General features: G+C 71.9%; 11 protein-coding genes. 7 read left to right on the top strand and 4 right to left on the bottom strand.

Translation table 11 applies throughout. The features are described 5' to 3' along the window. The first annotated feature begins 13 nt into the window (after window positions 1-13). On the top strand, window positions 14-1,024 hold the full coding sequence (locus ACFY15_RS07465) for an ATP-binding protein (RefSeq protein ID WP_390825127.1): 1,011 nt from the start codon (window positions 14-16) through the stop codon (window positions 1,022-1,024). On the opposite strand, the gene ACFY15_RS07460 is transcribed toward ACFY15_RS07465, so the two are convergent. Continuing rightward, window positions 981-2,291 (bottom strand): hypothetical protein, encoded by a 1,311-nt coding sequence (locus tag ACFY15_RS07460; protein ID WP_390825126.1) that lies wholly within the window; start codon window positions 2,289-2,291, stop codon window positions 981-983. The two genes, ACFY15_RS07465 and ACFY15_RS07460, sit on opposite strands and share 44 nt — an antisense overlap. Window positions 2,292-2,525: 234 nt before the next feature. Here ACFY15_RS07460 and ACFY15_RS07455 point away from each other — a divergent pair, with 234 nt between their 5' ends. From ACFY15_RS07455 to ACFY15_RS07435, 5 genes are all read left to right on the top strand, one after another. After that, the gene (locus tag ACFY15_RS07455) at window positions 2,526-4,994 is read left to right on the top strand and encodes a SulP family inorganic anion transporter (protein ID WP_390825125.1); all 2,469 of its coding nucleotides are present in this window, start codon (window positions 2,526-2,528) and stop codon (window positions 4,992-4,994) included. Window positions 4,995-5,261: 267 nt separating this feature from the next. Beyond that, complete coding sequence (acs, locus tag ACFY15_RS07450; RefSeq protein ID WP_390688130.1) at window positions 5,262-7,217, top strand: acetate--CoA ligase; 1,956 nt, start codon at window positions 5,262-5,264, stop codon at window positions 7,215-7,217. A gap of 229 nt (window positions 7,218-7,446) precedes the next feature. After that, window positions 7,447-8,904 (top strand): Na+/H+ antiporter NhaA, encoded by a 1,458-nt coding sequence (nhaA, locus tag ACFY15_RS07445; RefSeq protein WP_390825124.1) that lies wholly within the window; start codon window positions 7,447-7,449, stop codon window positions 8,902-8,904. A 54-nt stretch (window positions 8,905-8,958) separates the two neighbouring features. Continuing rightward, window positions 8,959-9,417, top strand: coding sequence for a phage holin family protein (locus tag ACFY15_RS07440; RefSeq protein WP_390688132.1), 459 nt, complete (start codon window positions 8,959-8,961; stop codon window positions 9,415-9,417). After that, on the top strand, window positions 9,414-10,388 hold the full coding sequence (locus ACFY15_RS07435; protein ID WP_390688133.1) for an alpha/beta fold hydrolase: 975 nt from the start codon (window positions 9,414-9,416) through the stop codon (window positions 10,386-10,388). The genes ACFY15_RS07440 and ACFY15_RS07435 overlap by 4 nt, the downstream gene beginning before the upstream one ends. Before the next feature lie 394 nt (window positions 10,389-10,782). On the opposite strand, the gene ACFY15_RS07430 is transcribed toward ACFY15_RS07435, so the two are convergent. From ACFY15_RS07430 to nth, 3 genes are all read right to left on the bottom strand, one after another. Then, on the bottom strand, window positions 10,783-11,985 hold the full coding sequence (locus ACFY15_RS07430) for a MarP family serine protease (protein WP_390688176.1): 1,203 nt from the start codon (window positions 11,983-11,985) through the stop codon (window positions 10,783-10,785). 13 nt (window positions 11,986-11,998) lie between these two features. Continuing rightward, the gene (locus tag ACFY15_RS07425; protein ID WP_390688134.1) at window positions 11,999-12,718 is read right to left on the bottom strand and encodes an NUDIX hydrolase; all 720 of its coding nucleotides are present in this window, start codon (window positions 12,716-12,718) and stop codon (window positions 11,999-12,001) included. Window positions 12,719-12,834: 116 nt separating this feature from the next. Then, the gene (gene nth / locus ACFY15_RS07420) at window positions 12,835-13,752 is read right to left on the bottom strand and encodes an endonuclease III (RefSeq protein ID WP_390688135.1); all 918 of its coding nucleotides are present in this window, start codon (window positions 13,750-13,752) and stop codon (window positions 12,835-12,837) included. A gap of 251 nt (window positions 13,753-14,003) precedes the next feature. On the opposite strand from nth, the gene ACFY15_RS07415 reads away from it, so the two are divergent. Continuing rightward, window positions 14,004-14,678, top strand: a complete 675-nt coding sequence (locus ACFY15_RS07415) for a Crp/Fnr family transcriptional regulator (RefSeq protein ID WP_042811540.1) — start codon at window positions 14,004-14,006, stop codon at window positions 14,676-14,678. The last annotated feature ends 196 nt before the right edge of the window (window positions 14,679-14,874 follow it).

Here is a 14,874-nt window from a genome sequence, read left to right as displayed (position 1 = left end):
ACTCTTGGTGAACATGAAGATCGCTTTCGTGGGAAAGGGAGGCAGCGGGAAGACGACGCTGTCCTCCCTCTTCATCCGCCACCTCGCAGCCAGTGGAGCCCCCGTCGTCGCGGTGGACGCCGACATCAACCAGCACCTCGGAGCCGCCCTCGGGCTCGCCGAGGAGGAAGCCGCGGCGCTTCCGGCGCTGGGTGCGCACCTGCCCCTGATCAAGGAGTACCTGCGCGGCTCGAACCCGCGCATCGCCTCGGCCGATAAAATGATCAAGACGACGCCGCCCGGGGCGGGTTCGCGCCTGCTGCGGGTGGACGAGGACAACCCGGTCTACGAGGCCTGCGCGCGCACGCTGCTGCTCGACGGGGACTCCGTACGGCTGATGGCGACCGGCCCCTTCACCGAGTCCGACCTGGGGGTGGCCTGCTACCACTCGAAGGTCGGGGCGGTGGAGCTGTGCCTGAACCATCTGGTCGACGGGCCGGACGAGTACGTCGTCGTCGACATGACGGCCGGCTCGGACTCCTTCGCCTCGGGCATGTTCACCCGCTTCGACATGACCTTCCTGGTGGCCGAGCCGACCCGCAAGGGGGTCTCGGTCTACCGCCAGTACAAGGAATACGCCCGGGACTTCGGCGTCTCGCTGCGGGTCGTCGGCAACAAGGTGCAGGGTCCGGAGGACATCGAGTTCCTCCAGGACGAGGTGGGCGAGGACCTGCTGGTCACCTTCGGCCACTCCGACTGGGTGCGGGCGATGGAGCGGGGCCGCCCGGCCTCCTTCGAGCTGCTGGAGGCGACCAACCGGCTCGCCCTGGAGACCCTCCGGCACGCGGCCGAGGACTCCTACTCCGGCCGTGACTGGGACAAGTACACCGAGCAGATGGTCCACTTCCACCTGCGCAACGCGGAGAGCTGGGGCAACGCCAAGACCGGGGCCGACCTGGCGGAGCAAATCGACCCCGGGTTCGTCCTCCACGAGGGCCTGATCAGCCCTCGTCCGGCTCGCCGGCCGGCCCCTCAGCCGGCTTGACCCTGCCCGCCGGCGGGGCGGCCGGGACGGCCGGAGGCCCCGCGGTGAGGAACTTCGTCCAGCCCTCCTTCGGCGCCTGCCCGACCTCCAGGCTCCGCAGCCAGTCCAGCGTCTTGGGGTCCTGGGCGTCCAGCCAGTCGGCCAGCTCCCGGAAGGGCACGCAGCGGACCTCCTTCTGGGTGCACATGCTCTTGATGGACTCCTCGACGGCACGCATGTAGGTGCCGCCGTTCCAGGACTCGAAGTGGTTGCCGATGATCAGCGGTGCGCGGTTGCCCTGGTAGGCCCGGTCGAAGGCCTGCTTGAGGCCGTCGCGCATCTGGTCGCCCCAGTACTGGTGCTGCGAGGGGTCGCCCTGGGTGGTCGTGCCGGACTGGTTGACCATGTAGTTGTAGTCCATGCTCAGCGTGTCGAAGGCCCGGCCGGGCATCGGCACCAGCTGGAGCGGGAGGTCCCAGAGCCCGTCCGTCTTCTTCGGCCAGACCTGCTTGCTGATCCCGCTGGAGTCGTAGCGGAAGCCCATGTCCTTGGCCGCCAGCATGAAGTTCTTCTGCCCTTCGAGGCAGGGGGTGCGGGCGCCGATGAGCTCTTTGTCGTAGTCGAACGGGAGCGGCTCCATGTCCTTCAGGCCGGCGTTCGTCTTCCAGTTCTTGACGAACGACTTGGCCTGGTTGATCTCGCTCTTCCACTCCTCTACGGACCACGTGCCCACGCCGCCGTCGGGACCGCAGAAGTGGCCGTTGAAGTGGGTACCGATCTCGTTGCCCTCCAGCCAGGCCGCGCGGACCTGGTCGGCGGTGTCCCTGATGCCCTGGAGGTCGCCGAACCCGATGTCGGAGCGGCCCGGCGAGTGCTGCGGCGCGGTGTAGAGGGAACGCTTCTCCTCGGGCAGCATGTACACGCCACTGAGGAAGTAGGTCATCCGCGCGTTGTACTCCTTGCCCACCTCGCGGAAGTGGGAGAAGAGCTTCTGGCTGTCCTCGCCGGCCCCGTCCCACGAGAACACCACGAACTGCGGCGGCTTCTCACCGGGCTTCAGCTTCTGCGGCTTCTGCACGTTCGGCTGCGGACCGGTGTAGGCGGTCGATCCGTCGCCGATGAGCCGGTTGGCGCTGCCGGGCGCCTCCGGGGCGGCGGCGCCCTTCCTCCCGTTCGGCCCGCCGGGGGCCGCGCGCCCCGCGGACCCCGAGCCGCCGCACCCGGCGGCGCACAGGACCAGGGCCGTGGCGACCAGCCCGCCGGCGATCTTCTTCGTGGCGGCCATCATCCGCACACCTCTCCCTCGCAGTACCGATGCAGGACGTTCGCGACGCAACGTCCCACGCGGTGCGGTTTTCGGAAGGTATGACAAGCCAGACAAAATGCTTAATCACCATCAAGGGTGAGTTTCTAGGCCGCTTGCCCGTATTACCCCCCACCCTTCTTTACTCTCCATTACCATCCATTTACCGAGTGTTGAGACTCCCGCCGCTTCATCCCTCCGCAGAGGAGACGGGAACCCATGACAGCCACCGCACCAGCCCCATCCGCTCACCGGAAGCCGTCGGGCGCGGGGAACTTCCGCAAGGACCTCCCGGCCGACCTGTCCGCCTCCGCAGCCGTCTTCCTGATCGCGCTGCCGCTCTCCCTGGGCATCGCACTGGCCACCGGCGCCCCCCTGCAGGCCGGGCTGGTGGCCGCGGCCGCGGGCGGGGTCGTGGCCGGGCTGCTCGGCGGAGCTCCGCTCCAGGTGAGCGGCCCCGCCGCCGGACTCACGGTCGTGACAGCCGAGTTGATCCAGCGCTACGGATGGCGCACCACCTGCGCCATCACCGTCCTGGCGGGCTGCTGCCAGCTCGGGCTCGCCTTCCTGCGCACCGCGCGGTCCGCGCTCGTGGTGAGTCCGGCCATCGTGCACGGGATGCTCGCGGGCATCGGCGTGACCATCGCGCTGGCCCAGCTGCACATCGTGCTCGGCGGGAACCCGCAGAGCTCGGCCGTGGCCAACGTGCTCGGACTGCCCGCCCAGTTGGCCGATCCGCATCCGGCCGCCCTGGCGGTGAGCGCGCTGACGCTGTGCGTCCTGCTCGGCTGGAACCGGCTGCCCGGACGGGCGGGCCGCACCCTGCGCAAGGTGCCCGCCGCGCTGGCCGCCGTCGCCTCGGCCACGGCGTTCGCGGCGCTCGCCGGGCTCTCCCTGCCCCGGGTCGACCTGCCGTCCTGGAGCAGCCACGCGCTGCCCGGGCTGCCCGAGGGGCCGGTGCTCGGGCTGATCGCCGCCGTCCTGACGATCACGCTGGTCGGCAGCGTGGAGTCCCTGCTGTCCTCGGTCGCCACCGACAAGCTGATCGCCTCGGAACGCGATACGGAGGACCGCCCGCCCCGCGCCGACCTCGACCGCGAGCTGCGCGGCCAGGGCGCGGCGAACATCGTCTCCGGGCTGCTGGGCGGACTGCCGATCACGGGTGTGGCCGTGCGCAGCGTGGCGAACGTCAAGTCGGGCGCCGTCAGCCGCAAATCGGCCATGTTCCACGGCCTGTGGGTGGTGCTCGCGGCCGGTCTGCTCGTCCCGGTCCTGGACCTGATCCCCCTCGCGGCCCTGGCCGCGCTGGTGATGTTCGTCGGGGTCCAGATGGTCAGCATCACGCACCTGCGGACCGTCTCGCGGCACGGCGAGATCCTGGTCTACGCGACCACGATCGCGGCCGTCGTGCTGGGCGGGGTGCTGGAGGGCGTGGCCGTCGGGATCGCGGTCGCCGTGGCCCTGGCGCTGCGCCGGCTGGCCCGGACGCGGATCACGGTCGCGGAGGTCGACGGCGTCCACCGGGTCGCGGTGCGCGGGCAGTTGACCTTCCTGGCGGTGCCCCGGCTGAGCCGGGTGCTGAACCAGGTTCCGCACGGCGGGCGCGCGGTGGTCGAGCTGGACGGCTCGTTCATGGACCACGCCGCCTACGAGACGCTGCATGACTGGCAGGAATCGCACCTGGCGCACGGCGGTGCGCTCGAACTGACCGGCCGGGGCAGCGCGGCGCTCTCCGGCGGCTCCCCGGGAACGTCCGGCGACTCCGGCCCAGGGGAGGGCCACGCCGACGGGGGCGCGTGGGAGGGTGCGGCGGCCGACGGACACCGGGCCGAGGCGAGCCGGGGTGCACACCAGTGCTGCCGCCCCTGGACGCCCTGGCAGAACCACTGCGCCCACCGGCCGGTCCAGGCGGCGCAGCCCACACCGGCGGGCGGGGACGTCGGGGCCGACGCCGAGAGCCCGCCCGTGCGTACGGCTCCCGACGCCTCCGGCGCCCCTGCGGCCGCGTCCCGGCGGCACGGGGCGGGCCAACTCGCGAGCGGGATCGGCGCCTTCCAGCGGGACACCGCCCCGCACGTGCGCGAGGAGCTGGCCCGGCTGGCGCGAGAGGGGCAGCGGCCCTCGCAGCTCTTCCTGACCTGCGCGGACTCCCGCCTGGTCACCAGCATGATCACCGCCAGCGGCCCGGGCGACCTGTTCACCGTGCGCAACGTGGGCAACCTCGTCCCGCTGCCCGGTGCGGAGTCCGGCGACGATTCCGTCGCGGCGGCCATCGAATACGCGGTGGACGTGCTGAGGGTCGCCAGCATCACGGTGTGCGGGCACTCGGGCTGCGGGGCCATGCAGGCCCTGCTGAGCTCCGGCCCGGGCGCCCCGACGACCCCGCTGAGCCGCTGGCTGCGGCACGGCCTGCCCAGCCTGGAGCGGATGGGCAGCCGGCACCACGCCTGGGCCCGGATCTCCGGGCGGCTCCCGGCCGACGCCGTGGAGCAGCTCTGCCTGACCAACGTGGTGCAGCAGCTGGAGCACCTGCGGGCCCACGAGTCGGTGGCCCGGCGCCTCGCCGAGGGGACGCTGGAGCTGCACGGGATGTACTTCCACGTGGGTGAGGCCCAGGCCTATCTCCTCTCCGCGGGCGAGGACTTCTTCGACTGTCGGGTTTTCGACAGCGTCGGCCAGAGCGCCTGACCAGCGGCCCGCCGGAACCGATACCCTCCCGTATCCGTGCGAGCTGACGACCCCTTCCCGCACCCTGCGGCGGGAGGGGGCCGTTCGCGCGCCGCCGGCCGACGCCGACACGCCGTGCGTGCGGAGGCCGGATACGGGCCCAGTCGTGGTATAGGTCTAAACCAATTTTCGGCAACCCCTTGTCACCTGGGCGTCTGACTGATGAGCTGTCCCCGGGGACCCAGCTATGCCCGGGGAACAACGGACACCCTGGGAAAGGGAGATGTCGTGAGCAACGAGAGCCTGGCCAATCTGTTGAAAGAGGAGCGGCGGTTCGCACCGCCCGCCGATCTGGCCACCGCCGCGAACGTGAAGGAAGCCGCGTACGCGCAGGCCGACACGGACCGGCTGGGCTTCTGGGCCGAGCAGGCCCGACGGCTCTCCTGGGAGACCGAGCCCACCGAGACGCTCGACTGGAGCAACCCGCCCTTCGCGAAGTGGTTCGCCGACGGCCGACTGAACGTCGCGTACAACTGCGTGGACCGGCACGTGGAGGCCGGCAACGGCGAGCGCGTCGCGATCCACTTCGAGGGCGAGCCCGGCGACAGCCGCTCGATCACCTACGCACAGCTCAAGGACGAGGTCGCGCAGGCCGCGAACGCCCTGACCGAGCTCGGCGTCCAGGCGGGCGACCGGGTCGCCGTCTACCTCCCGATGATCCCCGAGGCGGTCGTCGCGATGCTCGCGTGCGCCCGCGTCGGCGCCGCCCACTCGGTGGTCTTCGGCGGCTTCTCCGCCGACGCCGTCGCCTCCCGCATCCAGGACGCCGACGCCAAGCTGGTGATCACCGCCGACGGCGGCTACCGCCGCGGCAAGCCCAGCGCGCTCAAGCCCGCCATCGACGAGGCCGTCGCCAAGTGCCCGCAGGTCGAGCACGTCCTCGTCGTCCGCCGCACCGGCCAGGACACCGCCTTCACCGAGGGCCGCGACCTGTGGTGGCACGACGTGGTCGGCCGCCAGTCCACCGAGCACGCCCCGCAGGCCTTCGACGCCGAGCACCCGCTCTTCATCCTCTACACCTCGGGGACCACGGGTAAGCCCAAGGGCATCCTGCACACCTCGGGCGGGTACCTCACGCAGGCCTCGTACACCCACCACGCCGTCTTCGACCTGAAGCCGGAGAGCGACGTCTACTGGTGCACCGCCGACATCGGCTGGGTCACCGGGCACTCCTACATCGTGTACGGCCCGCTGGCCAACGGCGCCACGCAGGTGATGTACGAGGGCACGCCGGACACCCCGCACCAGGGCCGGTTCTGGGAGGTCGTGCAGAAGTACGGCGTCACCATCCTCTACACCGCGCCCACGGCGATCCGCACGTTCATGAAGTGGGGCGACGACATCCCCGCGAAGTTCGACCTGTCGAGCCTGCGCGTGCTCGGCTCGGTCGGCGAGCCGATCAACCCCGAGGCCTGGGTCTGGTATCGCAAGCACATCGGCGGCGACCGCTGCCCGATCGTGGACACCTGGTGGCAGACCGAGACAGGCGCGATGATGATCTCCCCGCTCCCGGGCGTCACCGCGACCAAGCCGGGCTCGGCCCAGCGCGCCCTGCCCGGCATCGGTGCCACCGTCGTCGACGACGAGGGCCACGAGGTCCCGAACGGCGGAGGCGGCTACCTGGTCCTCACCGAGCCGTGGCCGTCGATGCTGCGCACCATCTGGGGCGACGACCAGCGGTTCATCGACACCTACTGGTCCCGTTTCGAGGGCCGCTACTTCGCGGGCGACGGCGCCAAGAAGGACGACGACGGCGACATCTGGCTGCTGGGCCGGGTCGACGACGTGATGCTGGTGTCGGGCCACAACATCTCCACCACCGAGGTGGAATCGGCGCTCGTCTCGCACCCCGCCGTCGCCGAGGCCGCCGTCGTCGGCGCGGCCGACGAGACCACCGGCCAGGCGATCGTGGCCTTCGTGATCCTGCGCGGCAGCGCCTCGGAGACGGACAGCCTGGTCGGGGAGCTGCGCAACCACGTGGGCGCCACGCTCGGACCGATCGCCAAGCCGAAGCGGATCCTGCCGGTCCAGGAGCTGCCGAAGACCCGGTCCGGCAAGATCATGCGCCGTCTGCTGCGCGACGTGGCAGAGAACCGCGCGGTCGGTGACGTCACCACGCTCGCCGACTCCTCCGTGATGGACCTGATCCAGACGAAGCTGCCCAGCGCCTCCGACGAGGACTGATCCGGGACGGCGGGAGACCCACCGCCCCAGAGGGCGTCCGGCGCACAGCGCGCCGGACGCCCTCCATCCGTTTAAGGTGAAGATCACCCGATACGACGGCACGGACCCCTGTAAAATATGAGAAGCGTCAAGAATTGACGTCTGAAAGTCTCGCTACGTCTCTGGGTGCGCCGGGAAGTCTGGTCGGCAACTGCATGTGTCATGCCGTCGACCGACCGGAGGTCCCCCCGTGGCCACGCCCGCAACCCGCCGCAAGCTCCTCGGACGGCTCTCCCTCCCCGAGCGCCGCTTCGTCGCGGAGGCGCTGCGCACCGAGACCGTCGGCGGCGTCCTGCTGCTGGCGGCCGCGATCGCCGCCCTGCTGTGGGCGAACATCCCCGCCGTCTCGGACAGCTACGAGAGCGTCCGGTCCTTCCACATAGGCCCCGCCGCCCTCGGCCTGGACCTGTCGCTCCAGCACTGGGCCGCCGACGGCCTGCTGGCGGTCTTCTTCTTCGTCGCCGGCATCGAGCTCAAGCGCGAACTCGTCGCGGGCGACCTCCGCGACGCCAAGGCCGCCGCCCTCCCCGTCATCGCCGCCGTCTGCGGGATGGCCGTACCCGCGCTGGTGTACCTGCTGGTCAACACCCTCGGCGGCGGCTCGACCACCGGCTGGGCGGTCCCGACCGCCACCGACATCGCCTTCGCCCTCGCCGTCCTCGCGGTCATCGGCACCTCTCTGCCCTCCGCCCTGCGCGCCTTCCTGCTGACCCTGGCCGTCGTCGACGACCTATTCGCCATCCTGATCATCGCGGTGTTCTTCACCAACACGATCGACTTCGCGGCGCTGGGCGGCGCCGTCGCGGGCCTGGTCCTCTTCTGGTTCCTGCTGCGCGCCGGCGTCCGCGGCTGGTACGTCTACGTCCCGCTCGCCCTGGTCATCTGGGGCCTGATGTACAACAGCGGCGTCCACGCCACCATCGCCGGCGTCGCCATGGGCCTCATGCTGCGCTGCACCCGCAGGGAGGGCGAGGAGCACTCCCCCGGTGAGCACATCGAGCACCTGGTCCGGCCCCTGTCGGCCGGCCTGGCCGTGCCCCTCTTCGCCCTCCTCTCCGCCGGGGTCTCCCTCTCGGACGAGGCCATCGCGCAGGTCTTCACCCGTCCCGAGACCCTCGGCGTGGTCATCGGCCTGGTCGTCGGCAAGACGGTGGGCATCTTCGGCGGCACCTGGCTGGCCGCCCGCTTCACCAAGGCCGAGATCAGCGAGGACCTCGCCTGGCCCGACGTGCTCGCCGTGTCCTGCCTCGCCGGCATCGGCTTCACGGTCTCCCTGCTGATCGGCGAACTCGCCTTCGCGGGCGATCCCGTCCTCACCGACGAGATCAAGGCCGCCGTCCTGTTCGGCTCGCTGATCGCGGCGATCATCGCCTCCGTCATGCTCAAGCTGCGCAACCGCACCTACCGGCTGCTGACCGAGGCCGAGGACCGCGACGAGGACCACGACGGGATCCCGGACATCTACGAGGAAGAGGACCCGGAGTACCACCTGCGGATGGCGCGGATCCACGAGGAGAAGGCCGCCGAGCACCGCCGCCGGGCCGCCACGGCCGCCCCGGCTCCGGGCCCGGCGGCGGGCCCCGAGCCGGACGGCACCGGGGGCGAAGCCACGGGCGGGTCCAGCACGCGGGCCGACCGTCCGGCATGATCTGACTGACGACGGAGGACAGCCGCCGGCAGACGACGACAGAGGGAGACAGAGATGAGCGCAGTGGACCAAGGGGCTCCGGGGGCCGAGCGCACCCTCGGCCAGCTCGTCGCCGCGGCCACCGCCGAGATGTCCGCCCTGGTGCATGACGAGATCGCGCTCGCCAAGGTGGAGATCAAGCAGGACGTCAAGCGCGCGGGCATCGGCAGCGGCGCGGCGATCACGGCGGGCGTGCTCCTGCTCTTCTCCCTCCCCGTACTGAGTTTCGCCGCGGCCTACGGCATCCACAACCTCGGTCTCGGGCTCGCCTGGTCCTTCCTCATCGTCGGCGTGGCGTTCTGGCTGCTGGCGGCCCTGGTCGGGCTGCTGGCGATGACCAAGTTCAAGAAGATCAAGCCGCCGGTGAAGACGATGGAGTCCGTCAGGGAGACCGCCGCGCTGGTGGGGACCGTCAAGCCGCATCCGCGGCCGTTGAGTGACCAGGCCGTGGGTGTGGCACGCTCGTCCTCATGACAGCCCCCTCGCCGGACTCCAGCACTCCGCCCACCGCCGCCACGGCGGTACGGATCGACCTGCCGGACGGCAGGGCGGTGACCCACCGGGACGTCGCGGCCAACGGCGCCCGGTTCCACGTCGCGGAGCTCGGCGACGGGCCGCTGGTCCTCCTGCTGCACGGCTTCCCGCAGTTCTGGTGGACCTGGCGCCACCAGCTGACCGCCCTCGCGGACGCCGGGTACCGGGCGGTGGCGATGGACCTGCGCGGGGTCGGCGGCAGCGACCGCACGCCGCGCGGCTACGACCCGGCGAACCTCGCGCTCGACATCACCGGGGTCGTCCGGTCCCTCGGCGAGCCGGACGCCGCTCTCGTCGGGCACGACCTGGGCGGCTACCTCGCCTGGACGGCCGCCGTGATGCGGCCCAAGCTCGTGCGCCGGCTGGTCGTCTCCTCCATGCCGCACCCGCGCCGCTGGCGCTCGGCCATGATGGGCGACCTCGGCCAGACCCGGGCGAGCTCCCACATCTGGGGCTTTCAGCGGCCGTTCATCCCCGAACGGCAGCTGGTCGCCGACGACGGGGCCCTCGTGGGACAGCTGATCCGGGAGTGGTCCGGGCCACGGCCCGAGGAGGACGGCCCGGACGAGGAGGCGCTCGGCGTGTACCGGCGGGCGATGTGCATCCCGTCCACCGCGCACTGCTCCATCGAGCCCTACCGCTGGATGATGCGGTCGATGGCCCGGCCGGACGGGCTCCAGTTCTACCGCCGGATGAAGCGGCCCGTACGGGTGCCGACGCTGCACCTGCACGGATCGCTGGACCCGGTGATGCGGACGCGGAGCGCCGCCGGATCCGGGAAGTACGTCGAGGCCCCCTACCGCTGGCGGCTCTTCGACGGTCTCGGGCACTTCCCGCACGAGGAGGACCCGGCCGCCTTCTCCGCCGAGCTGGTGAACTGGCTCAAGGACCCCGAGCCCGACCGCCCCTGACGGGGCGTTGGCCGGTACCCAACGGACCGGTGACCGGTGGACGACAGTCCCGCGGTCGGTTCGTACGACAGGCTTACGGGCATTCAATTGCCGCGCGCATAGGCCAATTGGCCGCCCCGGACGGGGTTACCGACCTTGGAGGCCGGGCAGAGCTCGTTGTATGGGCTGGACGCACGACCACGGTGACACCACACGCGAACGCCGCTCGGCCACGGTGCCGGGCGCGCACGACAGGGGGTCCGGCCGCGAGGGCCACGACCCCCGACTCGGGATCCCGCGCATTCTGCGCCGCCGCGCCCGCTGGGTGTCGGCGCGGCTGCGCCATCCACGGGTGTAGCGGCGCCGCGCCTCCGGGCCCCGGGCCGGACCCGGAGCCCGGGGGCGCGGCCCCGGATCAGAGGGCGCAGCCCTGGGAGTCGACCCGCCGGTCGGCGACCCGGCCGAGGCGGATGTCGTCCCGGATCTCGTCCGCCGTCAGGGCGTACCCGGTGTCCGGGTCGTCGAGCGACTTCGCGAAGACGACCCCGTACACCCGGCCCTCGGGCGTGAGCAGCGGGCCACCGGAGTTGCCCTGGCGGACGGTCGCGTAGAGCGAGTAGACGTCGCGGCGGACGGTAGCCCGGTGGTAGATGTCCGGGCCGTTGGCGTTGATCCGGCCGCGGACGCGGGCCGAGCGGATGTCGTAGGCGCCGTTCTCCGGGAAGCCGGCGACGATCGCGTCGCTGCTGCTCGTCGCGTCCTTCTCGGTGAACTCCAGGGCCGGGGCGCGCAGCTTGGGCACGTCCAGGACGGCGATGTCGCGCTCCCAGTCGTAGAGCACGACCTTGCCGTCGTAGAGCTTGCCCTCGCCGCCGACCTGCACGGTCGGCTCGACGACCCCGCCGACGACATGGGCGTTGGTCATCACCTTGCCGGGCGCGAAGACGAAGCCGGTGCCCTCCAGGACCTTGCTGCAACTGGGTGCGGTGCCGACGACCTTCACGATCGAGAGCTTGGCCTGCTGGGCCACCACGCTGCGGGCGAGCGCCGGATCGGGCGGCCTGACCTCGGCGATGGGCTCGTTCGAGAACGGGCTGAAGACCTGCGGCAGGCCGTTGCGGGCGAGGGTGGAGCTGAAGTCCGAGAACCAGGTGTTCGCCTGGGCGGGCAGCACCCGCGACACGCCCAGCAGCACCTTGGAGTTGCGGACCTCCTTGCCCACCGTGGGCAGTGAGGTACCGGCGAGCGCCGAGCCGATCAGCCAGGCCACCAGCAGCATCGCGACCACGTTGACCAGCGCACCGCCGGACGCGTCGAGCGCGCGTGCGGGCGACCAGGTGATGTGGCGCCTGAGCCGGTTGCCCAGATGGGTGGTCAGCGCCTGGCCGATCGAGGCGCAGATGATGATGACCACGACGGCGATCACCACCACGGTGGTGGACACCTGGGTGCCGTTGTCCGTCACCCGGTCCCAGATCAGCGGCAGCAGCGACACGGCGATGAGGCCACCGCCCAGGAAGCCGATCACCGACAGGATGCCGACGACGAAGCCCTGGCGGTAGCCGACGATCGCGAACCACACGGCCGCGAGCAGCAACAGGATGTCCAGCACGTTCACGAGGGTCACCGTCTCATGCGCGCCAGTCGAGCGGGACGTGACGTGAGCGGTCCCACGGGCGTTCCCAGCCGGCGTAGTGCAGGATCCGGTCGATGACCCCGGCGGTGAAACCCCAGACCAGGGCCGATTCCACGGTGAAAGCGGGCCCCTGATGGCCTCTCGGGTGGACCACGGTGACCCGGTGGGCGGGGTCCGTGAGATCCGCCACGGGCACCGTGAACACCCGGGCCGTCTCCGCCGGGTCCACCGGGCCTACCGGCGACGGCTCGCGCCACCAGCCGAGCACGGGGGTCACGACGAACTCGCTGACCGGGATGTAGAGCCGGGGCAGCACACCGAACAGCTGCACGCCCGCCGGGTCCAGCCCGGTCTCCTCCCGGGCCTCGCGCAGGGCGGCGCGCAGCGGTCCGGTGGTGTGCGGGTCGCCGTCCTCCGGGTCGAGGGCGCCGCCGGGGAACGAGGGCTGGCCGGCATGCGAGCGCAGGGTGCCGGAACGCTCCTGGAGGAGGATCTCCGGGCCGCGCGGCCCCTCACCGAAGAGGATCAGCACGGCGGACTGCCGGCCCCGGCCGTCCTCGGGGGGCAGGAAGCGGCTGAGCTGCCGCGGCCGGACGGTCCGGGCCGCCTCGACGACGGGGGCGAGCCAGCCCGGCAGGCCGGCGGTCGTGAGCGTGAGCCCGTGGGCCCGGCGGTCGGCCGCGGCCGTGGTCTCGTCCTGCGTACCGCGCGTCATAGGCAACCCCTGTCCGTGTTCTCCCCGTCCGCTGAACGCGGACCGGGTACCGATTCGTTCCGCCGGGGGCGCGCAGGTGCGGCCGCCGCGCCCCCGGACAGGCGGTCGCGCCCCGCTCAGGGCCCCGTACGGGGCGCCAGGGGCGCCGCGGGGAGCCCCGGGTAGTCCGGGGGCGGGGAGAGCCGCTGGCCCGGCTGGCCGCCCTTCTCGTACTTCAGCAGCTTCTTCGCCTTCTCCGGGTCGGTCTCGCCCTCCCCGTAGGAGGGGCAGAGCGGGGCGATGGGGCAGGCGCCGCACGCGGGCTTCACGGCGTGGCAGATCCGGCGGCCGTGGAAGACGACGCGGTGCGAGAGCATCGTCCACTCGCTCCTGGGGAAGATCGCGCAGATCTCCGCCTCGACCTTCTCCGGGTCCTGCTGCTCGGTCCACTTGAACCGGCGCACCAGCCGCCCGAAGTGGGTGTCGACGGTGATCCCGGGGACCCCGAAGGCGTTGCCGAGGACCACGTTGGCGGTCTTGCGGCCCACTCCGGGCAGCTTGATCAGGTCCTCCATCCGGCCCGGCACCTCGCCGCCGAAGTCGTCCCGCAGGGCCTGCGAGAGGCCGAGGAGGGACTTCGCCTTCATGCGGAAGAACCCGGTCGGCCGAATGATCTCCTCCAACTCCTCCGGCACGGCGGCGGCCATGTCCTCGGGGGTCGGATAGGCGGCGAAGAGGGCCGGGGTCGTCTGGTTCACGCGCAGGTCGGTGGTCTGCGCGGACAGGACGGTGGCCACCAGGAGCTCGAAAGGGTTGCGGAAGTCCAGCTCCGGATGGGCGTACGGGTACACCTCGGCGAGCTCGCGGTTGATCCGGCGGGCCCGGCGGACCATGGCGAGGCGGGACTCGGGCCGGGGCGCCCCGGCCCGCTCGGCGGGCGCGGCGGTCCTCGCGGGAGCGGCGGCCTTCGCGGCCCGTGGTTTCTTGGCCGAAGCTTTGCCCGTGGGGGCAGGTCGGGCCTTTTCGGGCGTCGCCGCAGGGACCTGTTCGCCCACGGCTGAATTCTGGGCCGCCGTCACTCCCGCGGACCCCTTGGCCTGTGCTCTCACCGGCTTCTTGGACACCCGGCCAGCCTAAGGCCGGGCACCGACACCCCGCCCGGACCTCAGGTAACACCACTCCGATCGGCCTCTCGCCGCACAGCACGCCCGTCCGTCCGGCATCCTTGTGATTGATCGCACTGTTTGAGCCGTCCGGCAAAATGGGGAACGGTCCCCATTGGCCGGTCGACATAGGAGAGAGACTCGTGGACGACGTTCTGCGGCGCGCCCCGCTCTTCGCGGCGCTCGATGACGAGCAGGCCGCGGAGCTCCGCGCCTCCATGGGCGAGGTGACCCTCGCACGCGGCGACGCCCTGTTCCACGAGGGCGACCCCGGTGACCGGCTGTACGTCGTGACCGAGGGCAAGGTGAAGCTGCACCGCACCTCCCCCGACGGCCGCGAGAACATGCTGGCCGTCCTCGGCCCCGGCGAGCTGATCGGCGAGCTGTCGCTCTTCGACCCGGGCCCGCGCACCGCCACCGCCACCGCCCTGACCGAGGTCAAGCTCCTCGGCCTCGGCCACAGCGACCTCCAGCCCTGGCTGAACGCCCGGCCCGAGGTCGCCACCGCGCTGCTGCGCGCCGTCGCCCGGCGCCTGCGCAAGACCAACGACCAGATGTCCGACCTGGTCTTCTCCGATGTCCCGGGCCGCGTGGCCCGCGCGCTCCTGGACCTGTCGCGCCGCTTCGGCGTGCAGTCCGAGGAGGGCATCCACGTCGTCCACGACCTCACGCAGGAGGAGCTGGCCCAGCTCGTCGGCGCCTCGCGCGAGACCGTGAACAAGGCGCTCGCCGACTTCGCGGGCCGCGGCTGGCTGCGCCTGGAGGCGCGCGCCGTGATCCTGCTGGACGTGGAGCGGCTCGCCAAGCGCTCGCGCTGACGAAGCTTCGCGGAGGGGCCCCGTCCGGGTTTCGGACGGGGCCCCTCCGCGCGTTCGCGGCACCGGCGGGGCGGTGGCGGCGCGGGCCGGTGGGCGGTCGTCGCGGTCCCGGGCCGTGGCGGGCGGGCCCAGGCCGTGGCGGGCGGGCGGGCGGGCCCAGGCGAGTGCGGCGCGGCCCCGGGCGGGGGGCGGCGCG

The organism is Streptomyces sp. NPDC001373 (assembly GCF_042895815.1).
Taxonomy (GTDB): domain Bacteria; phylum Actinomycetota; class Actinomycetes; order Streptomycetales; family Streptomycetaceae; genus Streptomyces.
Note: the sequence above shows the minus strand (reverse complement) of the source record. Positions and strands in the feature narration are given on the sequence as shown.